This is a genomic window from Pelotomaculum propionicicum, from assembly GCF_048984525.1.
In the GTDB taxonomy this organism is placed as follows: domain Bacteria; phylum Bacillota; class Desulfotomaculia; order Desulfotomaculales; family Pelotomaculaceae; genus Syntrophopropionicum; species Syntrophopropionicum propionicicum_A.
The window spans coordinates 121906-145095 of the sequence record NZ_JBMGJC010000003.1; the positions used below are offsets into that span (position 1 = coordinate 121906).

25 protein-coding genes are annotated in these 23190 nt (G+C 49.7%); 23 read left to right on the forward strand and 2 right to left on the reverse strand.

Going from position 1 to position 23190, the window contains the following annotated elements; translation table 11 throughout:
- Window positions 1-6: 6 nt before the first annotated feature.
- The 9 genes from murA (at window position 7) to selD (ending at window position 7085) form a co-directional block, all read left to right on the forward strand.
- A complete protein-coding gene (gene murA, locus ACOBQJ_RS04390) occupies window positions 7-1266 on the forward strand; it encodes a UDP-N-acetylglucosamine 1-carboxyvinyltransferase (RefSeq protein WP_421070515.1) in 1260 nt (419 codons plus the stop codon).
- On the forward strand, window positions 1266-1670 hold the full coding sequence (locus ACOBQJ_RS04395) for a hypothetical protein (RefSeq protein ID WP_421070516.1): 405 nt from the start codon (window positions 1266-1268) through the stop codon (window positions 1668-1670). Before murA ends, ACOBQJ_RS04395 begins: the two co-directional genes overlap by 1 nt.
- A gap of 47 nt (window positions 1671-1717) precedes the next feature.
- Window positions 1718-2485, forward strand: coding sequence for a cell division protein FtsQ/DivIB (locus tag ACOBQJ_RS04400; RefSeq protein WP_421070517.1), 768 nt, complete (start codon window positions 1718-1720; stop codon window positions 2483-2485).
- Window positions 2486-3181, forward strand: a complete 696-nt coding sequence (locus ACOBQJ_RS04405; protein WP_421070518.1) for a DUF881 domain-containing protein — start codon at window positions 2486-2488, stop codon at window positions 3179-3181.
- Between the two features lie 14 nt (window positions 3182-3195).
- A complete protein-coding gene (locus ACOBQJ_RS04410) occupies window positions 3196-3891 on the forward strand; it encodes a DUF881 domain-containing protein (RefSeq protein ID WP_421070519.1) in 696 nt (231 codons plus the stop codon).
- A gap of 7 nt (window positions 3892-3898) precedes the next feature.
- Window positions 3899-4267: a small basic family protein gene (locus tag ACOBQJ_RS04415; protein WP_421070520.1), complete on the forward strand. Its 369-nt coding sequence runs from the start codon at window positions 3899-3901 to the stop codon at window positions 4265-4267.
- A gap of 247 nt (window positions 4268-4514) precedes the next feature.
- Entirely contained in the window at window positions 4515-5564 is a 1050-nt protein-coding gene (gene ftsZ, locus ACOBQJ_RS04420; RefSeq protein ID WP_421070521.1) for a cell division protein FtsZ, read from the forward strand.
- A 296-nt stretch (window positions 5565-5860) separates the two neighbouring features.
- Entirely contained in the window at window positions 5861-5983 is a 123-nt protein-coding gene (locus tag ACOBQJ_RS04425; RefSeq protein WP_421070522.1) for a hypothetical protein, read from the forward strand.
- 85 nt (window positions 5984-6068) lie between these two features.
- On the forward strand, window positions 6069-7085 hold the full coding sequence (gene selD / locus ACOBQJ_RS04430; protein WP_421070666.1) for a selenide, water dikinase SelD: 1017 nt from the start codon (window positions 6069-6071) through the stop codon (window positions 7083-7085).
- Between the two features lie 55 nt (window positions 7086-7140).
- Here the strand turns inward: selD and ACOBQJ_RS04435 are convergent, their stop codons facing one another.
- A complete protein-coding gene (locus ACOBQJ_RS04435) occupies window positions 7141-7491 on the reverse strand; it encodes a hypothetical protein (protein ID WP_421070523.1) in 351 nt (116 codons plus the stop codon).
- Window positions 7492-7536: 45 nt separating this feature from the next.
- Entirely contained in the window at window positions 7537-7662 is a 126-nt protein-coding gene (locus tag ACOBQJ_RS04440; protein WP_421070524.1) for a hypothetical protein, read from the reverse strand.
- Window positions 7663-8317: 655 nt separating this feature from the next.
- Here ACOBQJ_RS04440 and ACOBQJ_RS04445 point away from each other — a divergent pair.
- From ACOBQJ_RS04445 to pnpS, 14 genes are all read left to right on the forward strand, one after another.
- A complete protein-coding gene (locus ACOBQJ_RS04445) occupies window positions 8318-9235 on the forward strand; it encodes a sigma-E processing peptidase SpoIIGA (protein ID WP_421070525.1) in 918 nt (305 codons plus the stop codon).
- Window positions 9236-9347: 112 nt separating this feature from the next.
- The gene (gene sigE, locus ACOBQJ_RS04450) at window positions 9348-10079 is read left to right on the forward strand and encodes an RNA polymerase sporulation sigma factor SigE (RefSeq protein WP_421070526.1); all 732 of its coding nucleotides are present in this window, start codon (window positions 9348-9350) and stop codon (window positions 10077-10079) included.
- 131 nt (window positions 10080-10210) lie between these two features.
- Window positions 10211-10984 (forward strand): RNA polymerase sporulation sigma factor SigG, encoded by a 774-nt coding sequence (sigG, locus tag ACOBQJ_RS04455; protein WP_421070527.1) that lies wholly within the window; start codon window positions 10211-10213, stop codon window positions 10982-10984.
- 240 nt (window positions 10985-11224) lie between these two features.
- A complete protein-coding gene (locus ACOBQJ_RS04460; RefSeq protein ID WP_421070528.1) occupies window positions 11225-11500 on the forward strand; it encodes a YlmC/YmxH family sporulation protein in 276 nt (91 codons plus the stop codon).
- A 222-nt stretch (window positions 11501-11722) separates the two neighbouring features.
- Window positions 11723-12178: a transcriptional regulator NrdR gene (nrdR, locus tag ACOBQJ_RS04465; protein ID WP_421070529.1), complete on the forward strand. Its 456-nt coding sequence runs from the start codon at window positions 11723-11725 to the stop codon at window positions 12176-12178.
- Window positions 12179-12205: 27 nt separating this feature from the next.
- Window positions 12206-14218: an anaerobic ribonucleoside-triphosphate reductase gene (nrdD, locus tag ACOBQJ_RS04470; RefSeq protein WP_421070530.1), complete on the forward strand. Its 2013-nt coding sequence runs from the start codon at window positions 12206-12208 to the stop codon at window positions 14216-14218.
- Window positions 14219-14265: 47 nt separating this feature from the next.
- Entirely contained in the window at window positions 14266-14772 is a 507-nt protein-coding gene (gene nrdG, locus ACOBQJ_RS04475) for an anaerobic ribonucleoside-triphosphate reductase activating protein (protein WP_421070531.1), read from the forward strand.
- Between the two features lie 98 nt (window positions 14773-14870).
- Complete coding sequence (locus tag ACOBQJ_RS04480) at window positions 14871-16598, forward strand: L-lactate permease (protein ID WP_421070532.1); 1728 nt, start codon at window positions 14871-14873, stop codon at window positions 16596-16598.
- A gap of 29 nt (window positions 16599-16627) precedes the next feature.
- On the forward strand, window positions 16628-16942 hold the full coding sequence (locus tag ACOBQJ_RS04485) for a hypothetical protein (protein WP_421070533.1): 315 nt from the start codon (window positions 16628-16630) through the stop codon (window positions 16940-16942).
- 166 nt (window positions 16943-17108) lie between these two features.
- Entirely contained in the window at window positions 17109-18254 is a 1146-nt protein-coding gene (locus ACOBQJ_RS04490) for a BsuPI-related putative proteinase inhibitor (RefSeq protein WP_421070534.1), read from the forward strand.
- A gap of 334 nt (window positions 18255-18588) precedes the next feature.
- The gene (locus tag ACOBQJ_RS04495; protein ID WP_421070535.1) at window positions 18589-20142 is read left to right on the forward strand and encodes an MBL fold metallo-hydrolase RNA specificity domain-containing protein; all 1554 of its coding nucleotides are present in this window, start codon (window positions 18589-18591) and stop codon (window positions 20140-20142) included.
- Window positions 20143-20169: 27 nt separating this feature from the next.
- On the forward strand, window positions 20170-20982 hold the full coding sequence (gene pgeF / locus ACOBQJ_RS04500) for a peptidoglycan editing factor PgeF (protein ID WP_421070536.1): 813 nt from the start codon (window positions 20170-20172) through the stop codon (window positions 20980-20982).
- Window positions 20983-21006: 24 nt separating this feature from the next.
- A complete protein-coding gene (locus ACOBQJ_RS04505; protein WP_421070537.1) occupies window positions 21007-21717 on the forward strand; it encodes a response regulator transcription factor in 711 nt (236 codons plus the stop codon).
- Entirely contained in the window at window positions 21717-23105 is a 1389-nt protein-coding gene (pnpS, locus tag ACOBQJ_RS04510; protein WP_421070538.1) for a two-component system histidine kinase PnpS, read from the forward strand. The genes ACOBQJ_RS04505 and pnpS overlap by 1 nt, the downstream gene beginning before the upstream one ends.
- Window positions 23106-23190: the final 85 nt, after the last annotated feature.

Genomic DNA, 23190 nt, shown 5'->3' on the forward strand with positions numbered 1-23190 from the left:
GACAGTGTGCAAAAGTTTTTGATTGTAGGTGGCAACCGCCTAAAAGGAACTATACGCGCCAGCGGCTCAAAAAACGCTGCTCTGCCGGTTTTGGCGGCATGCATATTGAACGCGTCGAAAAACACGATCCATGAAGTGCCAAGGCTGAAAGACGTTGCAGTGATGAAAGACGTCCTGACTTACCTCGGGGCCAAGGTGGTTTGCGAAGGCAGCACATTTATTGTTGACAGTTCAAATATCCAGTCAGTTGAAATATCCGAGGACTTGATGCGGCGGATGCGTGCGTCAAACCTTGTACTGGGTTCCATGCTCGGCAGGTTCGGCAGGGTAAAAATATCCTACCCGGGCGGCTGCCAGATCGGAAGCCGCCCGATGAACCTCCACTTTAAAGGGATGCAGGCTATGGGAGCTGTGATTAAAGAAAAGTACGGTTATATATCCGCCCAGGCGGAAAAGTTGACCGGAGCAGATATCCACCTGGATTTGCCCAGCGTGGGGGCTACCGAAAACCTGATGATGGCGGCTGTGTTGGCCTGTGGAATTACTACCATCAGAAACGCGGCAAAAGAACCGGAAATGGTGGACCTGCAAAATTTTCTCAATAAAATGGGCGCTAGAGTAAAAGGCGCCGGGACGGACACTATAAAAATTGAAGGCGTACGGCGCAGTGATTTGAAGCCGGCGGTCCATACCATTATTCCCGACCGGATCGAGGCAGGCACGCACCTGGTTGCCGCGGCCATAACCGGCGGAGAGGTAACGGTAACGAACGTAATCCCGGAACATATGGAGCCCCTGCTGGCCAAAATGCGTGAAGCTGGAATCAGAATTTTGGCGGGAGACGACTTTGTCAGGGTTCAGGGCTCAGACCGGATCAGGGCGGTAGATATTAAAACGATGCCCTACCCGGGTTTCCCAACCGACATGCAGCCCCAGATGATGGCCCTTTTAAGCCTGGCTGAAGGGACCAGTATAATTACTGAAACCGTTTTTGAAAACCGTTTTAAACACGTCGGAGAACTCAGGCGGATGGGCGCCGATATAAAAGTGGAAGGCCAGTCAGCCATTGTCAAAGGCGTCAAAAAACTGAGCGGGGCTTATCTGGAAGCCACTGACCTGCGAGCTGGAGCGGCCCTGGTGCTGGCCTCACTGGCAGCCGAAAACGGGACCATCCTGGAGGACGTGGCGCACATAGACCGGGGTTATGAACGGTTGGAGACTAAATATAACGCCCTGGGGGCGAGAATAGTGAGAGTTCACGACTAGTGACTCTTTTTTTAGCGCTATTTTGGACAAGTTGCAAACCTTTTGCCGCCGTAAAAAACAGAAAACCGCCGGTGCGGTCTCCTGTTGCATTAATTATAGAATTTACTATTATTGAACGCTTAAATAAAGAAGAACCCAATACCAAGAACCAGCAGGATCAGGATCAGGAAGAGGATAAACGCCCAGTTCCCAACTCCGGTACCACAGCCTCCGGTTCCGACTCCACCGGCCCCTCCGACTCCTCCAACTCCTCCAGCAGCGCCAAACGCCATTTTATTGCCCTCCTTATAACAAATTCTTTTGACTTCGTTATACTATGCTTACAGGAAGTAAATGGTTACACCACACGCGAAAATGTCTGCCGCCTTGCATTTTTCTTTTTAGTTTATATATGGACAACATAGTAGTGGTTGGTATAATTACTTATGGGGCAAACTATTTAAGATTGTGAGTGAATGTTTTGGCCGTTCCCTTAAAAGGCCGCAGGCGACAAAAGAAATGGAATGTAACTGAAAGTATTATTTTTGTTATACTTGTCCTCGTGACAGGATTTGTTTTGCTGAGTTCACCTGTTTTTGAGGTGCGCAGGGTTCTGGTGCGGGGCAATTATTATTTAAGTGAAGAAATGATACTTTCCGTGGCTGATGTCGGTCTGGGTGTTAATATATTTAAACTGAAAATGGCTGATGTATCGTCTAATTTAAAACAGGTCCCGATGATTAAGGAAGCGCAGGTTGCCAGGTCGCTGCCTTCATCTGTCGTAATATCTGTGGTGGAGCGTGTGCCCCTGGGACTTTTACCTTCAAAAGAAGGATTTATTGAAGTGGATGAAGAGGGTGTATATCTGGCCAGGGCAGGCGCCGGGACCCCGGGCCTGCCGGTAATAACCGGTGTGCAGGTAGACATAACCGGCCCCGGACAGGTCATTGGGTCGGAGAAACTAAAATCTGCACTTGATGTGATCAAGGGGCTGCCCGCCGGCTCCGCGGCCAATCTATCCGAGGTCCATGTCGATGAGGACGGCCAGATAAAAATTTATACTACCGAGGGATACCAGTGCCGGTTTGGCCTGCCCCAGGAGATCCAGGAAAAAGGAGAAATATTTCAGCAGGTCCTTTTGGAGCTGCGCAAACAGGGAGCGAAAATTAATTATATAGATCTTTCATATGCCGGGCAGCCGGTGGTATATTATAAAAGTTTAACGAAGGCCGGTGATTAAATGAAAGGTTTTCAATGGGCTCTAGCCGCTGTAGGCCTGGTTTTAGGGATTATGCTCGCTTTTCAGTTCAGGGTTACCAGTGAAATAAATAAAACAGAACCGGTGCAGAGGACTCAGCTTTTGGCCTCCCAGGTAAATCAGCTTAAAGTAGACCGTGATTTCCTCCAGGAACAGGTTAATTCTCTGCGCTCGGATTTTGATCAGATTTCAGGCGGGCCCCGGGATTCCGAATTAAAGGAAAACCTGGAAAATGCCAGGATCCTGGCTGGAGTTACCGAACTCAGCGGGCCAGGCGTGGAAGCGACGCTCAACGACAGCAATATCAGCCTGAAACCCGGTGAAAACCCGAACCTTTATGTCCTGCATGATGAAGACGTTTTGCGTGTTTTAAACGAGTTGAGAGCGGCAGGGGCGGAAGCCATATCGATTAACGGGCAGAGGATCCTGGCCAGTACGGAGGTGCGCTGTACGGGACCGACAATTGTTTTAAACAGGGATAAACGTTTGGCTCCGCCCTATGTCATATCGGCCATAGGCGACCCGGATACACTTGAGAGTTCAATCAAAATGAAGGGCGGAGTAGCGGAAACCCTTCAGTTCTGGGGAATTCAGGTGGGGGTTAAAAAGATGTCACAGGTTACAGTGCCGGCATACAGCGGCGGTACCAAGTTTGAATTCGCTAAAGCTGCCAGTTAGGGAGAGAGAACGGATTGAAAAAGTCTATTTATATTTCTATAGCCATAGTTTCCCTGATCCTCGGGTTGCTGATCTCATTCCAGGTTCGCACAAACAGCAGTATCGCCGGCGGCATACCCACGGAAAGGTACCAGGAGCTTACAATAGAGAAAAAACAGGTGGAAACGGATATTAACCACCTTGAGGAAGAGATCGGTGACCTTACCGCGAAGATCGAGGAAGCTCGGAAAGGCCGCACAGAGGCTGCTGACGTACTTGAAAGCGAGCTGGACAAAATTAAGCTCTATGCCGGGCTGACCCCTGTGGCGGGTCCTGGTGTGGAGATTGTCATGGATAATACTCCGGCGCCTGCCGGCGCGGGATTCTATAACATCCGGGATGACGACCTCTTAAAAGTGATTAACGACCTGCGCGGCGCCGGGGCTGAAGCCATTTCGATCAACGGCCAGCGTATTCTTGCCACGAGCGAAGTGCGCCAGGCAGGCAATCATATAAACGTAAACCTGACGAGGCTGTCGCCTCCTTACAGGATTACAGCCATTGGAAATCCAGGCACGCTGAAAAGCAGCCTTGAAATAAAAGGAGGGCTGGTTGAGTATCTGGCTGCCAACGGGACAAAAGTTCAGGTGCAGCAGTCTGACAATGTACAGGTGCCCGCTTACAGCGGTCCCCTGCGTTTTGATTATGCCAAACATGTGCAAAGAGGGTGATCTAAAAATGTGGTTGGGGTTGTGGTTAGGTATATTCGGCCTGGCGGTAGGGGTTGTTATTGGGTTGAATTTGCCCCTGATGCTGCCTCAGGCTTATGCCAAGTTTCTTTCAGTCGCGGCACTGGCGGCTTTAGACTCTGTTTTCGGCGGTATCCGTGCCGCCATGGAGGACCATTTTGACAATTCGATATTTATATCAGGTTTCTTCAGTAATGCTCTTTTAGCGGCAGGTTTGGCATATACCGGTGAGAGATTGGGTATAGATCTTTATCTTGCCGCAGTAGTTGCGTTTGGAGTAAGGTTGTTCCAGAACCTGGCAATAATTCGCCGTCATCTTTTAAAAAAATCATATCATAAAAAGGGAAATAGTCTTTAATGTGGAATCTTAACAAAACAAGAAAAGTTTAGTACGGTACGCCTGTATCGGCGGGAGATTTCCTGTTGCGGCGCCAAATAGCGCGTACTGCATATTCAGTCTTAATAAACGGTTCTTGACTTTACAGTTCCCGGCCGGCATATAACCGGTTGACCAATAAAAAAGAATTTAAAATAGTTACATAACACGGTTCGAAACAAGAAATAATTTCAAATTTTTTTCAGAAATAACGGAGGGGGACAAAGATATGCTTGATTTTGATCTCGACCTTGACCAGTTTGCCAACATTAAGGTCATCGGGGTCGGGGGAGGTGGCAACAACGCGGTAAACCGGATGATCAACGCCGGTCTCAAAGGGGTGGAGTTTATCGCGGTTAACACCGATGCCCAGGCGCTTTATCTGGCGCAAGCCAATCACAAGATCCAGCTTGGCACCAAGCTTACAAAAGGACTCGGTTCGGGCGGTAATCCCGAAATTGGCCAGAAGGCCGCGGAAGAAAACCGCGATGAGGTGCTGCAGGCTTTAAAAGGCTCCGATATGGTCTTTGTCACCGCCGGCATGGGCGGCGGCACCGGGACCGGGGCGGCTCCCGTCGTGGCGGAAGTGGCCAAGGAACTGGGCGCGCTCACGGTGGGAGTTGTAACCAGGCCTTTTACTTTTGAAGGGCGCAAGAGGGCCAACCAGGCTGAGGCTGGGATCGAAAACCTCAAGTCGAGAGTTGATACACTGATTACTATTCCAAATGACCGGCTTTTACAGGTCATTGAAAAACAAACATCGATAGTTGAAGCCTTTCGTATTGCCGACGACGTCCTGCGCCAGGGTGTCCAGGGCATCTCAGACCTTATCGCCGTACCCGGTTTAATAAATCTCGACTTTGCTGATGTTAAAACGATTATGAAAGACACCGGATCGGCTTTGATGGGCATCGGCATCGCCAAGGGAGATAACAGGGCTACCGAGGCAGCCAGGAGCGCTATATCCAGCCCGTTATTGGAGACCTCCATCGAAGGCGCCAGGGGAGTCCTGTTAAATATCACCGGCGGGACATCCCTGGGATTATTTGAAGTAAATGAAGCGGCTGATATTATCTTCCAGGCCGCCGACCCGGAAGCCAACATTATTTTCGGAGCGGTTATAGACGAACAAATGGAAGATGAGGTCAGGGTAACAGTAATCGCAACCGGATTTGAAAACAGGACATACAAGAAAGAACGCCAAAAAACCGAGTTGGAAATCAAGCCGTTTTCCAACCTGGATAATCTGGATATCCCCGCTTTTTTGAGAAGGCGATAAAAGACAGCCCCCTTTTTAAACTGGATCCCGGAGTATAGACAGTGAATAAGAACCCCCTATGGTGGAATTGGGACACTCATAGGGGTGTTTTTTATGCTATGACACGGCACACGTCCTGTTCTCTATTAAATAAATTCATTAATACTCAACTATTTATAAAACTTGTTAATAATCTCTCCTTTCTGCTTGACGGTTAATTTGACGTGGTGTATAAATTGTGTATATTATCAAGCAGCCTCCGTATAAAATAAATGCCCTCCACCAAAGATAAGATAAAAATTCAAGGAGGGTGCCAGATGCCCGGCTTCAAAACGACCTCAGAAAAGGCAAAGATTTTGGGAAACCGCAAGAAAGACCTGAATCCCGTACGGGGGAAGCAGAAGATTATTGACCCTGAAAGGGGACCTCAAAACAAGTAAGCAGTAGATATGTGGAAGGAAGGATAAAATGCAGCTGGGAAAAAACTGCCATCTCACAGATGGTGCCGGATGTAATCTGACCGAGATGGCAAGTGCAGCCGGTTGAGCGGCAAAAATCGGTCCCAAGGACCTGGCACAGGTACTGTGCCAATTAAGTATTAAAGAGGATCCCAACCTGCTGGTCGGTTCCTCCACCTCTGATGACGCGGCGGTTTACCGCCTGAATGAAGAAATAGCAATTGTACAGACAGTGGACTATTTTACACCGGTTGTCGATGATCCTTATACATTTGGCCAGATCACCGCGGCGAATGCCCTCAGTGATATTTACGCCATGGGAGCAAAACCGCTCCTGGTCCTGAACATTATTGGATTCCCGGTCAAATTGCTGCCAATGGATGTATTGGTTGAGATCCTGAAAGGCGGAGCGGACAAAGTTAAGGAAGCGGGAGCGATCGTGGCCGGCGGCCACACCATCGAGGACAATGAGCCCAAGTACGGCCTCGCGGTTACCGGCATAGTCCATCCCGAACGCGTGGTTACCAACGCGGGGGCGCGTCCCGGCGACGCCCTTATTTTAACAAAACCGCTGGGAACAGGAATTATCAACACGGCGGTGAAAGGCAAAATTGCGGAAAAATCGGCAAGCCGGGCCGCAATAAATCTGATGACGGCCTTGAATGACCGGGCGGCACAGGTTATGTCCCTATTTGGGGCGAGGGCCTGTACTGATATCACCGGGTTCGGGCTGCTTGGCCACCTTTACGAGATGCTTGCGGCCAGCAAGGCCGGCGGCCGTTTATACCTGAAGGAAGTACCCGTCCTTGAGCAGGTCCGCTCCCTGGCATCGATGGGAATTGTACCTGAAGGCGCGTACCGCAACCTGGAATACCTTAAAGAATGGCTGCGCTGGGACGGGAGTATTGATGAGGTTGATAAATTGATCCTGGCAGACCCGCAGACATCCGGCGGGCTTCTAATGGCAGTTTCCTGCGACATGGCGGAAGAAGTAGTGGGAGCCCTGCGGGAAGAAGGAGTCACCGGTGTGAAGATCGGGGAAATCATTGAGTCCGAAATCCCGTTGTTACATGTGGAAAAATAAAAAGTAGCGGAATACAGAATAATACAGGGACTGGCTTTTTGCCAGTCCCTGGCTTCTAAATCCTCCCCAATACCGCTTTGAGCACATCGTCAAAGGGCATGGCCCCAATTGTATCCAGACAGTTGTCCAGCGGTGTTTTTCTTTTCAAAGAACCTTCCAACAGTATATCAACCAACTGATCCCGGTCTATTAAAATAGACTTAACCTCCAATACACCTCCAAGCAGCCCCAGGATCACCAGCACCTTCTGTGGAGAAAAATGCGGTATTGTATTCTGGTTGCCCTGGTTCCCGCTGTTCCCGGTAGTGCCGTTTGCTGAGAGGATTTTATTGATGTCCGCTGATCCCAGGCCCATCTGCGATATCAAACGTGCCATCAAAGTATCCAGTTCATTCGGTGAAAACACAGGATTCCCCCTTTTTTAAAAGGTGAGAATTATATAATCCAGGTACTAGGAAATTACAACAGGCTCTCCCGGGGTTGTAGAAGGGCCCGATATTCCGGTGACGAAGAGAACGGCCAGCACGACGGTAATAGTCAGCAGGAGATCATGTCGGATTTCATCCTTAGTTGGCAATATGATCACACCCTTACCAGTATATAGTATATATATTATTTTAACCGCCGGTTGGTGCCTTCCCAGTGTCCTAGTATCATACAACGATAAAATGCCGCAGAAAAAGGAAGGTATCCCCGCTCCATTTTCCTGCATCACATAACGATCCAACCCTGCAGAAACGATCCAACCATCCCGATCGGGGACATAAATTGAGTCGTGGGTCGTGGGTCGTGAGTCGTGGGATTTCTGTATTCCTTTCGAGTCTTAACCCTAAAGGTCTGTCATGCACTCTCACGTCTCACGTCTCAAAACTCACGTCTCATTTGGTGTGTCCCCATTCCACTGTCATGGTATGTTTTGTTAAGACACAAGCCTGCTGACATATGTGAGGAGTGTTCCAATCATCTAACTCAAAGTGTTTTTGTTTTTTCCGACGTCTGACGTCTGACGACTGAATTGCCTGGCACAATACACAGTTTTTTGTTGCATGCTATAAAATAAAAAAAACTTTCACATACACAACATGACAAATTTTAAGGCCCGCGTAATGTATAATAAGACCAGTGATGTAATCATTTAACCTTCCTGTAATAAAGGACTAAATCAGGAAATATAATGGTTAGTAAGGGCTGTTTGCCCTTATGGCAGTATTTCCTCAGGGGAGCCTGTATTTATGGCGGGATACACTGTTTACCTGGACCAGGTCTTTATAGGCAACCTGGTGATGAATTACGCCATATTGTGGGCTGCCGCAAAACTAGCGCGCATACCGGCCAAAAAATGGCGTATTGTCGCCGGCGCCGCGCTGGGAGCATTCTATTCCCTGGCATTATTCATGCCGTGGAAAACTTTTTTGCTGTCTGTATGGTTTAAGTGTGCGGCTTCAGTAATTATCGCAGCGGCTGCCTTTGCCCCGCTTAAACTAAAAAGTTTTCTGGTCAGCCTGGGCTGTTTTTATCTGGCTTCCTTTGCGCTGGGCGGTTTAACCCTGGGTATAATATTTTTTACCCATTCGGGTCGGGTTGTGAGCTATAACGGTGTGGGCAGCGTAGTGGCCGAACGTTTTTGGCCGGGCATATTTTTGGGGCTGATCGCTCTCTGGGTCGCCGGAAAAGGCATAGCCTGCTTAATTAAAAAGGGCAGTTTCGATAGACTTTTTAGATTGAACCTTTTAATAAGGTCCGGCGGTGAGCAGGTTAACGCAGAGGCGCTCCTCGATACCGGCAACAGCTTGAAAGACCCCATGACCAGGCACCCGGTGATTATAGTGGAATACGCTGTTTTAAGACCACTGCTGCCCAGGGAGGTACAGGTGTGTTTTGATAAGGAAGGAGAGCCGGACGTGTGGGGATTTTTAGGCTCCCTGGGCGGAAACCGCGGAGCTTCGCGCTTCAGCGCAGTTCCATTTCAGTCCCTGGGCAACGTTAACGGATTGATGGTCGGTTTCAGGCCGGATGAAGTCTTAATTGAGAGGCAGGGCCAGTTTGTCAGGACCGGGAAGGTGGTCATAGCCATATACCACAAGAGCCTGGACCCCGGCGGCGGCTATAACGCCCTGCTGAGCTCGGAGCTTTTAACCCCGGTGTCATAGCTGTTAAAAAGTTATTAAAACATATAGCACATGATTTACAAAAACATAAGGTTAACAAGGTTTTCCCAAGATCAAGGATTACCGGAACTGGTTTGAACGGGAGGGCAGATTAATGAAACTGCACCGGTTTATGAAAATAAAGTGGGCCGTCCGCCTGGCGCTGCTGCGCATTTTAATATGGCTTGGCTACAGGCCAAGGGTATATTATGTTGGAAGCAGCGAAGCCCTTCCGCCGCCTTTAACCACGGACGAGGAGTCTTTCCTGATCGGGAGGCTGGAATCCGGTGACAGCGCGGTCAGGAGTGTCCTGATTGAAAGGAACCTCCGCCTGGTGGTATATATAGCACGTAAATTTGAAAATACAGGGGTAGGTATCGAGGACCTGGTTTCTATCGGCACAATAGGTTTAATCAAGGCTGTGAATACTTTCGACCCGGCCAAAAAAATCAAGCTGGCCACTTACGCGTCACGCTGCATTGAAAACGAAATCCTGATGTATTTAAGAAGAAATAACAAAACGCGGGCAGAGGTATCTTTTGACGAGCCGCTTAATATTGACTGGGACGGGAATGAGCTGCTGCTGTCCGATGTCCTGGGCACTGACAACGATATTATCTATAAATTAATTGAGGACGAGGTCGATAAAAAGCTCCTTTACCTGGCGCTGCAGAAGCTGTCCGGCAGGGAGCGCAAGATCATGGAGCTCCGCTTCGGGCTGGACAGCGGGATGGAGAAAACCCAGAAAGAAGTGGCCGATATGCTGGGAATTTCGCAGTCATATATATCGCGCCTGGAGAAAAGGATAATCAAGCGGCTGAAGAAGGAAATCCACCGTATGGAGTAAATCTAATCAGGCCATCCACAAAAGCGGATGGCTTTTGTAATAAGACGGCTATGTATAATAAAATTTTGCCGTGGTAATAATGTCATTGTAATGGCGAAGTAAATATTTACGGGAGAGGTGGTAGTCGGTACATGCTCGTGAACAAAGTTGAGATCTGCGGTGTCAACACATCTAAACTCCCGGTTTTGACAGGAAGCCAGATGCGAGCTTTGTTCGAGTCCATGCAAAAAGGGGATGCCACATCCCGCCCCAAATTAATTAACGGCAACCTGAGGCTGGTGCTCAGTGTCATCCAGCGGTTTACCAACCGGGGTGAATATGTGGACGACCTCTTTCAGGTGGGTTGCATCGGCCTGATGAAGGCCATTGATAACTTTGACCTATCACAAAACGTAAAGTTTTCCACTTACGCTGTTCCGATGATTATAGGAGAAATCCGCCGTTATCTGCGTGACAACAACCCGATCCGGGTCAGCCGTTCCCTGCGCGACGTGGCTTATAAAGCCCTTCAGGTCAGGGATGCGCTGGTTAATAAATACTCACGCGAACCATCCATAAATGAGATTGCCGGTGAATTAAAAATGCCCAGGGAAGAAATAGTCTTCGCCCTGGACGCTATCCAGGAACCGATATCACTGTTCGAGCCCATCTACCATGATGGAGGCGACCCCATTTTTGTTATGGACCAGATCAGTGATGAAAAAAACCAGGACCTAAACTGGCTTGAGGGAATAGCGATCAGGGATGCGCTGAAAAAGTTAAGCGACCGGGAAAAATTAATCCTGACGCTTCGTTTCTACGAGGGCAAGACACAGATGGAAGTAGCCGAAGAGATCGGCATCTCGCAGGCCCAGGTCTCCCGTTTGGAAAAAGCGGCGCTGGGCCACATGAAAAAACATATTTAAAAAACAAATAAAACAATATCACGTGAAAATATTTTTTAGACCATATAACATAATTAAGAGGCGGCTTTGAAAAGCCGCCTTAAATTTTTGTTCAGATTTTGGAAACATCTGCATATAGATTTAATGAGTTTTTTAATCCGGACCACCGCCAGCGTGTGAAAGGCTTGACCTGTCTAAAAAATTAATTCCTGCCGGAAGCTAAATGCATTATCTCAAGGTTGTTTTAAAGGGGTGTTTTGAATGGTAAAAATATCTGACCTGCGGTCGCGGGAGGTAATCAATGTGGTCGACGGCCGCCGGCTCGGCCTGATCAAGGACATTGATATCGACCTGGAAGAAGGGCGTATCACCTCTATCATTTTGCCGGGGGTCAGCGGTAAGTTCCTTGGCTTTCTCGGCAAGGAAGAAGAAATCATTGTCCCCTGGGAAAAGATTATGAAAATAGGCGCGGACGTTATTTTAGTAGAGATCAGCAGCTTTACCGATCCCAAGCATGAGCTTAGGATTAACTATTAATTATGAGTTATGTTTTTAGGATAAAAATTTAAAATTGTGAAAAGAAAACCATTGTAAAGCTTGGGAGAGTTAACTGCTCTCCCATTCGTATTTTCGAGGATTTTACGTTTTTTCAACGGATTTCAATATATAGTATAATACTAGCTGTGATACCACTATATTTATGTTGATTTGCACAAATTTAAGCCCTGTTTGAGATACTTTTGTGGGGAGTGAAAAGACATGAGATGCCCCTTTTGCAGGTTTTCAGACAGCCGGGTGCTGGACTCCCGGCCCACCGTTGAAGGTGACTCGATCCGGCGTCGCAGGGAATGCGGGGGGTGCGGCAAGCGTTTTACCACTTACGAAAAGGTGGACGGGCTGCTGCTTGTAGTGGTAAAGAAGGACGGCCGCAGGGAAACATTCGACCGGCAAAAACTTCTGCTCGGTTTAATTAAGGCGTGTCAGAAAAGGCCGGTTTCCACTGAAAAACTGGAGGCCATCGTCGATAATATTGAACGTGACCTCCGAAATTTAATGTTGCCCGAGGTGAAGAGCGAGTATATCGGCGGACTTGTTATGAAAGAGCTGCGCGGCCTCGATGAGGTGGCCTATGTCCGTTTTGCCTCGGTATACCGTGAATTCAGGGACGCTGAGAGTTTTATGCAGGAATTAACAGACCTTCTCAAAAGCAGGTAGGCATCGTAAAAGGGGGACCGGATACCAATGTTTAAAACAATCCAGAAGCGTGACGGCAGGGAGGTTGCGTTTGACGAAACCAAAATTACCGACGCTGTCTTTAAAGCCGCGCGGGCGGTAGGCGGTGAGGACCGCCAGACTGCCATGGAGCTGACCATCGAGGTCCTGAAACTCCTAAAGAAAAAGTACAACGGGAATTTATTCGGGGTTGAGGACGTCCAGGACATCGTTGAAAAAGTGCTTATAGAAGCAGGCCACGCCAGGACTGCCAAAGCGTATATCCTTTACAGGGACAAGCGCACAAGAATGCGGGACGCCAAGGGAGAGCTGATGGACGCGGTTGAGGAAATCCTGGAGGAAACAAACCGGGAAAACGCAAATATCAGCAACTCTCCGTCGGCCAAAATGCTTCAGATCGCCAGCGCGGCCAGCAAGAAATATTATTTGACGCGGCTGATCCCGGAGGAAATATCCCAGGCCCACCTGAGGGGCGACATACATATACACGACCTCGACTTCTACGGTAAAACTCTAACGTGCCTCCAGATCCCTTTAAACAAACTGTTATCCGAGGGGTTCAACACCGGCCACGGGTATATAAGGCCGCCGAAGCGGCCGATATCAGCCACGTCATTGGCGGCCATTATCCTGCAGAGTTCCCAGAACGACATGCACGGAGGGCAGTCTTTCGCCTTCTTTGACCGGGACATCGCCCCCTTTGTGGAAGATGTGTCTGATCACGAAACGTACCAGGCCATGGAAGCACTTATCCACAACCTTAACAGCATGCACAGCAGAGCGGGAGCCCAGGTACCATTCTCCAGTTTAAACGTGGGGACCGAGACTTCAGAGTCAGCCCGGCGGGTGGTAAAAAACCTGCTGCTGGCTTATGATGCCGGCCTGGGAAACGGGGAGAACCCCATCTTCCCCAATATAATATTCAGAGTTAAAGAGGGGATTAACCTGGATCCCGGCGATCCCAATTACGACCTGTTCAAGCTGGCCATCCAGGTCGCCAGCAAGCGGCTGAACCCCACTTTCAGCTTCATGGACTCTTCCTTTAACAGGGAATGGGGCACCGAGGTTTCATACATGGGCTGCCGGACCAGGGTTATGGCCAACAACAGGGGCCCGGCTGTAACCGACCGCAGAGGAAACCTGTCGTTCACCACTATCAACCTGCCCCGGGTGGCCATCAAGGCGGAACGAGACCTGGCCGACTTCTACCGCAAGCTTTCAGATGTATTGGACCTTGCTTTTCGCCAGCTTTACCACCGTTACGGGGTGCAGTCCCAGCTAAAAGTAAAGGACATGCCTTTTATAATGGGACAGAAGCTTTACCTCGATTCGGAAAACCTGGGTCCCGAGGATACTATCGAGGAGGCCATTAAACACGGGACTCTCTCCGTTGGTTTCATCGGGCTGGCCGAAGCGCTGACCGCGCTGACCGGCCGCCACCATGGCCAGGACGAGGAATCTCAGGCCCTGGGGCAGGAAATAGTAGGATTTATGTTCAAAAAGATTAACGAGGCCGCCGAAGAATATAATTTGAATTACACCTTCCTGGCCACTCCGGCTGAAGGGTTATCCGGGCGTTTCGTCAAACTTGACCGCAGGGAATTCGGCCTGATACCGGGAGTAACTACAAAAGACTATTATACAAATTCCTTCCACATCCCGGTTGATTTTCCCATCAGCAGCTTCGATAAAATCAGCCTGGAGGGCCCGTACCATAAATTCTGCAACGCCGGGCACATAAGTTATGTGGAGATGTCATCGCCCCCGCTGAAAAACCCTGACGCGGTTGAAGCCATCATCAGGCATATGCGTGACAGCGACATGGGTTACGGGGGAATCAACTACCCGGTAGACTTCTGCACCAACTGCAACCTGACCGGTGTAATAAATGAAAATACCTGCCCGCGCTGCGGTTCCTTCAACATCCGGCGGGTGCGCAGGATTACCGGCTATCTCAGCACGACCGACCGCTTTAACGACAGTAAACTGTTTGAGTTAAAAGACAGGGTGCCGCATATATAACTGATTTACTAACTAATATACTGACTAATATAAAGATGTGATGGATTATGGAAATCCGTATAGCCGGGACAACCAGGGAAAGTGTGGTTGACGGACCGGGACTGAGGTTTGTAATATTCGCCCAGGGCTGCCGCCACCACTGTAAAGACTGTCACAACCCGGATACCTGGGATCCGCTGGGCGGCGTCCCGGTTAATGTTGAAGACCTGCTGGAGCAGGTCAGGAAAGAAAAACTGATCAAGGGAGTTACCTTTTCCGGCGGTGAACCGTTCCTTCAGGCCCGGCCGCTGGCCTGGCTCGGCGGGCAGATTAAAGCGCTGGGGCTGGACATAATCACATATACGGGATACACATGGGAAAAGCTGCAGGTTCTCCTGCCAGAGGACCAGGGTATTAAAGAACTTCTCCTGGTGTCCGACTATGTTGTGGACGGGCCTTTCATAAAAGAGGAAAGGGATTTTGAGCTCCCCTTCAGAGGCTCCCGCAACCAGAGGATAATCGATGTTAAAAATTCCTTGTCACAGTGTAAAGTTATAGAGGCCGGCTTTTCTTAAAAGAGAGCCGGTTTTTTCTAAATTAACGTATTTTAATTATAAGTTTTTAGACCCAGTTTAATCCTGTCAATTTGTTTGGGAGCGGAGGAGGGATTGCCTTGGCCTGGACACAGGTAGTCAACCCGCTTGGAAACCTGGGCCTGTCCGCACTGGTCGCCGCCGTGCCGATTATTTCCCTTTTTATCGCCCTGGCCGTACTGCGTTTAAAAGGCCACGTTTCCGGACTGATCACGTTAATACTGGCTGCGCTGATAGCATCGCTGGTTTTCAGCATGCCGGCCCGATATGTGCTGCAGTCTGTACTATACGGCGCTCTTTACGGCCTTTTCCCCATCGGCTGGATAGTTGTGACCGCGGTATTTTTATATAATCTTACCGTTAAGACGGGACAATTTGAAATAATAAAGGACTCCATCGCCGCTATTACCGACGATCGCCGCCTGCAGGCGCTGCTGATAGCATCTTCCTTTGGCGCTTTTATTGAAGGCGCTGCTGGCTTCGGCACTCCTGTAGCGATCACTTCCGCCATGCTGGCGGGACTGGGTTTTAACCCTATCTATGCCGCGGGTATCTGCCTGGTGGCAAACGCCGCCCCGGTGGTCTTCGGGGGCGTCGGCACACCTGTGATCACAGCGGGTGCGGTCACCGGCATTGACGCCATGGCGATAAGCCAGATGGCCGGCCGCCAGCTGCCATTCCTTTCTGTATTGGAACCTTTTTTGCTGGTGATGATTATCTCGGGCTGGAAGGGTGTTAAGGAAGTATGGCCTGCTGTATTGGTATGCGGCGTTTCCTTTGCAGCCATGCTTTTTATTTCTTCCAACTATTTAAACCCGATGCTCCCCGCTATTCTGTCATCTCTGTTTTCCATAGCTTGTCAGGTGGTTTTCATGCGTTTCTGGAAACCCAAAAACATCTGGCGATTTAAAGATGAACCTCCTGCCACGCTAAGGGCCAGGCGGCACAGCCGCAGGACAGTATTAAGAGCATGGTCTCCTTTTATTGTTTTAACCATCCTGATTACCGACTGGGGCCTCAGGCCTGTTAAAACAATTTTGGATACAGTAAATATCAAGATAGTTTTCGGCGGCCTCAATAATTTGATTATCGCGGACGGAGGACCAGTCGCGGCAGTATATAACTTTAACTGGCTTTCCGCCACCGGGACGTCTATCCTGGCGGCGGCGGCGATCAGCGCGGCCCTGCTCAGGGTTAGCCCCCGGAATTTCTTTGCTATATTTTGGGAGACACTTAAGACCCTGCGCCACGCCCTGCTGACAATAGCTTGCGTGCTTGGCTTTGCTTATGCCGCCAACTGGTCGGGAATGACGGTTGCTTTGGGCAGGGCGTTCACCATAGCAGGTATGGCCTTCCCGTTTCTCTCGGCCTTTCTGGGCTGGACGGGAGTGTTTGTTACCGGCAGCGATACGTCCTCCAATGCTCTTTTCTGCAGCATGCAGAAGGTAACAGCCGAATCAACGGGTATAAACCCTGTCCTTACCGTGGCCACCAACGCAACCGGCGGGGTTGCCGGCAAGATGATCTCACCTCAGAGTATTGTTGTCGGGACCTCTTCAACCGGCCTGTCCGGCCGCGAGGGGGACCTGTTCCGTTTTACGCTGCCGTACAGTATTTTAATCACTGCGTACATGGGAGTAATTGCACTTGTCCAGGCGTATGTTTTTCCCTGGATTATACCATTAGCATCCGCGCCGCCAGCCATTTCGCCGCGGGCGGGCGCGGGGGGCGGAGGCGCTGCCATCCTAATCTTCACAGGCCTGGCAGTGCTGGCCCTGGGCGCCGTTACAAACCGGGCCAGGGAATAGAAAGACTAAATATAAAAGGAGGTTATCACATGTCTGGCAGGTTTAAAGATTTTGTTTTGGCCGGTATTCTTATATGTCTTTTAATTATTGCCGTCAAACCTGTTCCGGAGTTCAGTTTCAACAGTCAGCCACAAACGTCCGTCCCCGGCGAAACAGTTATTCAGCTCGACTCAAATCGCATAGCTATCGTAGAAACTAATAATAACTCCGGGTTGTACGGCGATATTCTGGTTTTTGACTATGGTCAGTCGAAAGCTTTTAAACTTTTGGGCAGGTACAATTACTCGGACTATTTCAGAAACCCGCAGATACAAAAACCGATGATGCCATCAAACGTACAGTAATTAGTGTATTCTCAAAACTAAAGTTTTGTCCCCCTAAGCGATATTTGGCAGAGAGCCGGTTTCTAAGAAAACCGGCTTTCTCTTTTCTTACGAAGTAACAAATCAAATCCGAGAGACATAAGATGAAAAAAACATTTGTATTTTTGTAAGAAAGGGAGGGATAAAGATGGCAACCTACACGGTACAGACCGGGGACACATTATTCGCGATTGCCCAGCGTTTCGGCACCACTGTCGAGGCTTTGGTCCGGGAAAATAATATTACTAATCCAAATGTTATATTTGTTGGCCAGGTACTTACTATTCCCGGTGATGGGGATACGGATGGCACAAATGGAGATAACGGCGGGGAGAATGGAGAAACCGGCGGCGGCAGGGCCAATGAAGTAAGCCGTCGTATAGATAACCTTACGTACACTATTTTTACCGACCAGAGAATTTACGACCGGGGAGAAAATGTGGTAATAACCCTGATCAAAACAAACACCAGCAACAGGACCGTTACACTCCGTTACCGCACCGCCCAGCGCTTCGAATTTCTGGCCAGGCGCGGTACAGAGGGGACGATAATCTGGCGCTGGTCGCGGGGGCGGTTTTTTGCCCAGACCACCTCAACTGTAACCTTGAGGCCGGGAGAACGCCAGGTATTTAGAGTAGTATGGAACCAGAGGAACAACCAGGGCGCGCAGGTCGCGGCCGGGCTGATCACCATTGAAGGTTTTAATGTCGCCGAAGGATTAGCAAACCGGGGGATCTCAACTACTATCAGGATCAGGGCGGCCGGCCCCGGTCCAACACCGACGCCGACAGTGTCGCCGACTGCCTGCCCTGATATCAATGTCCTGGCAAATCCGGGCTTTGAAAGATGGCCGAGTCCGACATCAGATCCGGCCGGCTGGAATGCAAGCAATGTGGCTCGCTCAACGATATCCCGTTCCGGTAATTATGCCGCCGAACTGGGAGCTGTTCGCAATGCAAGAGCCGTGCTGTCACAAAGGACCGATATCGAAGCGGGCAGGATCTATGATTTTGTCTGGTGGGCCAGGGAAAATGTCCAGGCCGGCGGTGTCGGAAGATTTATTTTATTCGTGGAAATATTCTATTATAACAGGGCCGGCACGTTTGTGGGCAGGACGGAGCCCAGGTATTCCCAGGAAAATATACCGGAGGGCAGGTACCAGCGGTACAGCCTGTCAACAGGCCGTGTACCCGCCGGGGCGAGGACCGCTGAAGTGAGGTTCACCTTTGAGCCGTCCGCCGGCAATAGCAGCAGGGTAAAAATAGATGATGTGGAGCTGCGCTGCAGGTTCTAAATGAGACGTGAGACGTGCAATGAGCCGTGATCCAAATGAGCCTGGCTGATTCAACACCATAGAGACTTTGTCATCAACACAAGGCTGGATAAATCCGGCCTTTTGTGTTGCTTACTGATTCTGACGCAGTTTGGCTTGCTCAGATGCTTTTCTAACCGTTACTTTACCACCGTTATAATTAACCGCTTTATGAGATGCTTTAAACTACCCGGTCCAGATATTAATTCATAGAGTAAGTTTCACCGCATATATTGTCAATCCACGGATAAAAAAAGAGGGTTTTGATCAGTTAGGAGGAATTGTTTTTACTAAAAAGCTCGAATGGGGGGTCTAAATGCGTTTGCAATTTTTGGGGGCGGCCGGGATTGTAACTGGCTCCTGTTTCCTTTTGGAAGCCGCGAATACCCGGATTATGATCGAGTGCGGCATGTATCAGGGCAGGAAAGAAATAAGAGAGCGTAATTACGAGAGCTTTAAAGTTTCGCCGCGGACCGTGGATTATGTTTTGTTAACCCACGCTCACATAGATCACAGCGGTTTGATTCCCAAGCTGATCAAGAATGGTTTTAAAGGTAAAATTTATGCGACCGTACCCACGGTTGAACTTTGTGAAGTGCTGCTGCCGGACAGCGCATACATCCAGGAGATGGAGGTTGAACGGAAAAACCGCAAGAACCGCCGTGCCGGCAGGGGCCTTATAGAGCCTATTTATACGGTTAACGAAGCATATAAAAGCCTGTCCCAGTTTCTGGCTGTCACCTATGATGAAATAATCCAGCTGACGCCTGATATCAGAGTGCGTTTCGTGGACGCCGGCCATATTCTCGGCTCGGCGATGATTGAAATATGCGTGCGTGAGAACGGTTCAGACACCAAGCTGGTGTTTTCCGGCGATATCGGGAATAAAGACCGGCCTATTATAAAAAATCCGTCATATATTGATGAAGCTGATTACGTGGTCATGGAGTCGACTTACGGCGCGCGCCTGCATGAGCAAAAAGAAAAAGAAATAGAGTCATTACACAGCATTATCTGGGAAACATATAAAAGAGGAGGCAACCTGATCATCCCGGCGTTTGCCGTTGAGCGAACACAGGACCTTCTTTATCATCTGTATTTGTTGATGAAGTCAGAACGGATGCCGGCCATGTCGATTTATATTGACAGCCCGCTTGCCACAGCTGCCACAGAAATTTTCTGGAAGCACCATGAAGTCTTTGACCAGGAAGCAGCCAGCCTGATCCAAAAAGGTGAGGACCCTCTGCAGATCCCAGGCATTAAATTCACCAAGACCGCCGAGGAATCAAAAGCGCTGAACCAGGCTGACAGGGCCATAATCATATCAGCCAGCGGCATGTGCGAAGCCGGCCGGATCAGGCACCATCTTAAATACAACCTGTGGCGGCCTGAGAGTACGGTGCTGTTTGTCGGTTACCAGGCGGACGGAAGTTTGGGCCGGCAGATACTTGACGGCCAGAAAACAGTACGAATCTTTGGTGACGAAATCGCTGTAAAAGCCGATATAAGGTTTATTGAGAGCTATTCAGCCCATGCCGACCAGGCGGGGCTGGTGGAATGGGTTAAAAATTTCAAGCGACCGCCGCGGGAAATCTTTCTTGTCCACGGTGAACCGGAATCCTCGGCTGCCCTGGCAGACCTGCTCAGGTCGCAGCATGGTTTGAAGGTAACTGTGGCGGAACTGCAGCAGGTGGTAGATCTGCTTCCTGACGCAGCCAGAACGGTGGAGGAAGATAACATAAAGACCTTGTACGAGTCCATTTCAACCAGGCTGCAGGGGCTTTTGGCCGCGGGTATTGGCGACGCCGGCCGGGAAGAGATCCTCAGAGGCCTTGCCGAGCTTGAAAATATAATTAAAAAGGCAAAATAAGTGGTGTAAGGAGATGAATTCAGAGAATTGTATTCGATCGCCCCTAAAGGTGATTTAAAGTTTTATACATTTGCGCACCTGGAGTCGTCCGGCCTCGTGGCCCATGGCTTCACCACACGTGTGGGAGGTGTCGGCACCGGGTATTACGACAGCCTCAACACATCCTTTAATGTCGGCGATGATGACTTCAACGTGCGGCAAAACAGGGACCTGGCCTGCCGGGCGCTGGGCATAAATCCCGGGCATCTGGTCGCGGGCAGGCAGGTGCACGGCGACGGGATCAGGGTAGTGGAAAAATGTGATATGGGTAAGGGCGCTTTTTCCTATGAAGACTCTCTGCCGGATACTGACGCCCTGATTACCGGTCTTCGTGGTGTGCCCCTTTCCAGTTATTATGCAGACTGTGTTCCGGTTTTTTTCCTTGATCCTGTACGTAAAGTTGTGGCGCTGGCCCATGCCGGGTGGAAGGGCACCGTGCTTAAAATCGGCCTGAAGGTAGTGGAAAGAATGGCCGGGTGTTTCGGTACCGATCCCCTTGACTGCCTGGCAGGGGTGGGCCCTTCCATCGGCCCTTGCTGTTATGAAATAGACGAGCCTGTTATGAGCCGGTTCAGGGATGTTTTTCACGGCGGCCGGCAGTTTGCGGAAGCTGTTGCTGAAGGCAAGTGGAAATTAAATCTATGGGAAGCCAACAGGGCCACCCTGATCGAAGCGGGGCTTAAACCCGAGAACGTATTAACCTCGCGTTTATGCACGTCATGCCATGGTGATTTATTTTTCTCGCACCGCGCCCAAAAAGGCAGGACCGGCCGGATGGCGTCATTGATAATGTTGAAATAGTCCACATTTGAAAGGGAGATAAGGATGCCCAAAATACTTGTGGTGGAAGATGAGAAAAATATACTTGAACTGGTCCGCTTCAACCTGGAAAGAGAGGGCTTTCAGGTAATAGCCACCCTTGACGGCGCCTGTGGCCTTGATTTAGCCCGTGAAGAAAAACCGGACTTAATTATTCTGGACGTGATGCTGCCGGGAATGAACGGCCTCGAGGTATGCCGGGAGCTTCAGCAGGATACGGCCACAAGGTTCATTCCAGTCATTATCCTGAGCGCCAGGGCTGAGGAACTTGACCGCGTGCTGGGTCTGGAAATGGGCGCTGACGATTATATTGTAAAGCCTTTCAGCCCCAGGGAACTGGTGGCGAGAGTCAAGGCGCGGCTGCGCAGGTCAGGCCGTACTGAAGACCGGGGAGGGGAAAAGCTCCCGGAAAAAATTCTGGAAATCGGGCGGCTGGTTATAGACGAGGAAAAATATGCCGTGTATTTAGGCGGTGTTAAGCAGGACCTGACCCAAAAGGAATTTGAGCTTTTATTTTTTCTGGCGCGGAACAGGGGCAAGGTGTTTACACGGGAACAGATGCTGGAACAGGTATGGGGTTACGATTATCCGGGCGATTCCCGTACTGTTGACGTCCACGTCAGGCATATCAGGCAGAAACTTGAATCCGAACCTGGAGTCTCCGAGCTTATTGAGACTGTCCGCGGGGTTGGTTACCGCTTTAAGGAGGAGTCTTAATGGCAATTATCTTTAGAATCCTCAGGAACTTCGGCTGGAGGCCGGTTGCCAGTTATTTTTTCCTGCTTATAATATTTATAGGCCTGGCCCAGCTTTACACATTAAACTGGATAAGCCTCTGGGTTTTTGTCCTCCTGGCTTTTTTTTGCACTCTGATCCTGGCCTGGACTTTATACAGCAGTTTAATAAATCCGCTGAAAGAAGTTTCTTCTATTGCAAAAAGTGTGGCCGGCGAGAACTTTGAACAGTATATGCCCGCTTTTCCTCAAAATGAAATTGGTGACCTGGCGCGTTCTATAAGTTGTATGGCCAAGCGTTTAAAAAGGATCACGGACAGCCTCAATTCTGAGAGGGGCAGGCTGCGGGCTATTATCAACGGTATGTCCGACGGCGTAATAATTATGGACAGCTGGGGACGGGTAATTTTACTAAACCCCGTGGTGGAGAAATTATTTAGAATTACAAACGCCGCCAGTAAAGGGAAGAATATAATCAGGGTCATACATGATTATGAACTGGAAAAATTGCTGCACGAGTCACTGGAAACCGGAAAGTCAATCAAGAAGCGGATCCAGGTATCAACGCCCGATCACCGGGTACTGGCAGTGCATGTGACTCCGATCAGTACCGGCGAAGACACTTGCGAAGTGGTGGCTATATTAAGGAACGTCACTGACAAGAAAAAATACGAGGAAATGCGCAGCGAGTTTGTGGCAAATGTCTCCCACGAGCTGAGGACCCCCCTGACATCGATCAGGGGTTTCGCGGAAAATCTTTTGGACGGGGCTTGTGATGACCCTGCTACAGCCATGAAGTTCCTTTTAATTATCAACAAGGAAGCCGAAAGGCTTTCACGGTTAATCGACGAGCTGTTAAACCTCTCCAAGATAGAAGACGACAAGTTTGTGCCAAAAATGGAGGCGTTTGATATTAATGACCTGATCAAGCGTACGGTTGCAATTATACAGGCCCGGGCTGCGGGAAAGAACCTGGCTGTAAACCTTGACCTGCCGCCTGACCTTCCGTTTGTGCAAGGCGATCCCGACATGATCAGGCAGGTGCTTCTCAACCTGATAGACAATGCCATAAATTACACCCAGGCGGGAGGGACGGTCCGCATCATCACCGGCGTCGAGCAGGGGGAAATGAAGGTGGATGTGCAGGATAACGGTATTGGCATTCCGCCAGAAAACCTTTCCCGCTTATTTGAGCGCTTTTACCGGGTTGACAAAGCCCGTTCCAGGGAACTCGGCGGCACCGGACTGGGCCTTTCAATTGTCAAGCATATTGTAGAGGCCCATAAAGGCAAGGTCCAGGTGGAAAGCAAAGTTGGCAAGGGTAGCACGTTTTCATTTCTGCTGCCTCTGGCAGAAACGGTTCAGGTATAAATTAAAAAAGAGTCGCGATTAGAATTTCTTAAAAAAAGGGCCGGGACCGCCAGGACCACGCAGGATTTGATCCCGCACCGTCGAA

Bases quoted from the DNA above. Each gene is read 5' to 3' on its own strand.
- ACOBQJ_RS04505 (WP_421070537.1), top strand. From the start codon at position 21,007: ATGCCCAAAATACTTGTGGTGGAAGATGAGAAAAATATACTTGAACTG.
- pnpS (WP_421070538.1), top strand. From the start codon at position 21,717: ATGGCAATTATCTTTAGAATCCTCAGGAACTTCGGCTGGAGGCCGGTT.
- ACOBQJ_RS04405 (WP_421070518.1), top strand. From the start codon at position 2,486: ATGAAAGGTTTTCAATGGGCTCTAGCCGCTGTAGGCCTGGTTTTAGGG.
- ACOBQJ_RS04490 (WP_421070534.1), top strand. From the start codon at position 17,109: ATGGCAACCTACACGGTACAGACCGGGGACACATTATTCGCGATTGCC.
- nrdG (WP_421070531.1), top strand. From the start codon at position 14,266: ATGGAAATCCGTATAGCCGGGACAACCAGGGAAAGTGTGGTTGACGGA.
- nrdD (WP_421070530.1), top strand. From the start codon at position 12,206: ATGTTTAAAACAATCCAGAAGCGTGACGGCAGGGAGGTTGCGTTTGAC.
- ACOBQJ_RS04425 (WP_421070522.1), top strand. From the start codon at position 5,861: ATGCCCGGCTTCAAAACGACCTCAGAAAAGGCAAAGATTTTGGGAAAC.
- ACOBQJ_RS04415 (WP_421070520.1), top strand. From the start codon at position 3,899: ATGTGGTTGGGGTTGTGGTTAGGTATATTCGGCCTGGCGGTAGGGGTT.
- ACOBQJ_RS04495 (WP_421070535.1), top strand. From the start codon at position 18,589: ATGCGTTTGCAATTTTTGGGGGCGGCCGGGATTGTAACTGGCTCCTGT.
- ACOBQJ_RS04460 (WP_421070528.1), top strand. From the start codon at position 11,225: ATGGTAAAAATATCTGACCTGCGGTCGCGGGAGGTAATCAATGTGGTC.
- nrdR (WP_421070529.1), top strand. From the start codon at position 11,723: ATGAGATGCCCCTTTTGCAGGTTTTCAGACAGCCGGGTGCTGGACTCC.
- ACOBQJ_RS04445 (WP_421070525.1), top strand. From the start codon at position 8,318: ATGGCGGGATACACTGTTTACCTGGACCAGGTCTTTATAGGCAACCTG.
- ftsZ (WP_421070521.1), top strand. From the start codon at position 4,515: ATGCTTGATTTTGATCTCGACCTTGACCAGTTTGCCAACATTAAGGTC.
- sigG (WP_421070527.1), top strand. From the start codon at position 10,211: ATGCTCGTGAACAAAGTTGAGATCTGCGGTGTCAACACATCTAAACTC.
- sigE (WP_421070526.1), top strand. From the start codon at position 9,348: ATGAAACTGCACCGGTTTATGAAAATAAAGTGGGCCGTCCGCCTGGCG.
- ACOBQJ_RS04485 (WP_421070533.1), top strand. From the start codon at position 16,628: ATGTCTGGCAGGTTTAAAGATTTTGTTTTGGCCGGTATTCTTATATGT.